Origin of the sequence: Salipiger sp. HF18 (assembly GCF_011806505.1) — a bacterium.
GTDB lineage: Bacteria > Pseudomonadota > Alphaproteobacteria > Rhodobacterales > Rhodobacteraceae > Salipiger > Salipiger thiooxidans.
In genome coordinates this window covers 1-2,004 of sequence record NZ_JAATOS010000629.1, presented here as the reverse complement: position 1 = coordinate 2,004, position 2,004 = coordinate 1, and the positions used below count along the sequence as shown (strand labels likewise).

Genomic DNA, 2,004 nt, shown 5'->3' with positions numbered 1-2,004 from the left:
CCGAGTGGTTGGCACGGATCATGCCGCGCCGCTTGTGATCGACCTCGAGCGCCACCGCATCGCCCTTGACGAACCGGCCCTGCCGGACGGTGACCTGATGCGCGGTGATCTTGCCGCCGCCCATCTTCTGGGTGTCCGAGACCTCGGCCATGTCATGCTCGTCCTCGAGCCGACGCAGGAACCCGGTGTCCCCGACCTGGCCGCCGCTCTCGCCATAGAAGGGCGTCTGGTTCAGCACCCCCCAGCCGGTCTCGCCCGCCTCGAGCGCCTCGACCTCGACACCGTCCTTCACGAGCGTCAGCATCTGGCCCTCGGCGGTCTCGGTGTCGTAGCCGAGGAAATCGGTGGCGCCGTGCTGGTCCGCGATCTCGAACCAGATGGCGAGATCCGCAGCCTCGCCCGTGCCCGACCACGCGGCGCGCGCCTTGGCCTTCTGCTCGGACATGGCGGCATCGAACCCGTCGGTGTCCACGGTGCGCTCGCGCTCGCGCAGGGCGTCCTGCGTCAGGTCGAGCGGAAAGCCGTAGGTGTCGTAGAGCTTGAAGGCGGTGGCACCGGGCAGCGATGCACCCGCGTGCAGCGACCCCCTCTCCTCTTCGAGCAGCTTGAGACCGCGATCGAGGGTCTGCTTGAAGCGCGTCTCCTCGAGCTTCAGCGTCTCCTCGATGAGCGGCTGCGCCCGCACCAGCTCCGGGTAGGCGGCGCCCATCTGGCGCACCAGCGCCGGCACCAGCCGGTACATGACCGGATCCTTCGCGCCCAGCATGTGCGCGTGGCGCATGGCACGACGCATGATCCGCCGCAGCACGTAGCCGCGCCCGTCGTTCGAAGGCATGACGCCGTCGGCGATCAGGAAGGAGGTGGATCGCAGGTGGTCGGCGATGACCCGGTGATGGGTCTTGCCCGGCCCGTCCGGATCGGTCGAGGTCACGTCCGCCGAGGCCTCGATCAGCGAGCGGATCAGGTCGGTGGAATAGTTGTCGTTGGTGCCCTGCAGCAGCGCGGCGACGCGCTCGATGCCCATGCCGGTGTCGATCGACTGCGCCGCCAGCTCGCGCCGGCTGCCGTCCTCGAACTGCTCGTACTGCATGAAGACGAGGTTCCAGATCTCGACGAATCGGTCACCATCCTCTTCCGGCGATCCCGGAGGGCCGCCCCAGTACTTGTCACCGTGATCGAAGAAGATCTCGGTGCAGGGCCCGCAGGGACCGGTCGGGCCCATCATCCAGAAGTTGTCGCTGGTGGCGATGCGGATGATCCGGTCCTCGGGGACGCCGGTCTTCTTCCAGATCTCTGCGGCCTCGTCATCGGTGTGGTAGACCGTCACCAGCAGCCGCTTGGGATCGATGTCGAGCTCGCGGGTCACCAGCTCCCAGGCAAAGGGAATGGCCTCGGACTTGAAGTAGTCGCCGAAGGAGAAGTTCCCCATCATCTCGAAGAAGGTGTGGTGACGCGCGGTGTAGCCGACGTTGTCGAGGTCGTTGTGCTTGCCGCCGGCCCGCACGCATTTCTGCGCGGTGGTCGCACGCTTGTAATCGCGGGTCTCGACGCCGGTGAAGAGGTTCTTGAACTGCACCATGCCCGAGTTGGCGAACATGAGCGTGGGATCGTTGCGCGGCACGAGCGGGCTCGAGGGCACGACCTCGTGCCCCTGCTTCTCGAAATAGCCCAGAAAGGTTGAGCGGATATCGTTCAGGCTCTGCATGATCGTCCTTGTCTGGCTGGGTCTCAGCGGTTCGCGCAGGTGTATCGCCACGTCCGCCCCCTGTCCATAAGCGGCAGAAGAAAACCCCGCCCTCTCAAGACCCCGCCGGCGCAGGGCAAGCCCCTCCCCACCCTGCGCCAGGCAAAACACCACCCGGCCCTCCCTCCACCGGGCAAGCCCCCCATCCGCCACAAAGCCCTCCTCCCCCGGTCCCCAGCCATGCAACCGTCTGCGCCGCCCCCCCTTCAAACGACCCCTCCAGCGAATACCGCCTCCGTTCCCGCGCAACCCGGCCCCTT

Annotated in this window: 1 protein-coding gene; it reads right to left on the bottom strand. The window is 66.9% G+C overall.

The features are described 5' to 3' along the window. A partial coding sequence (gene alaS / locus HC022_RS25125) for an alanine--tRNA ligase (protein ID WP_167454205.1) occupies window positions 1-1,705 on the bottom strand: 1,705 nt, incomplete at its 3' end. Between the last annotated feature and the right edge of the window lie 299 nt (window positions 1,706-2,004).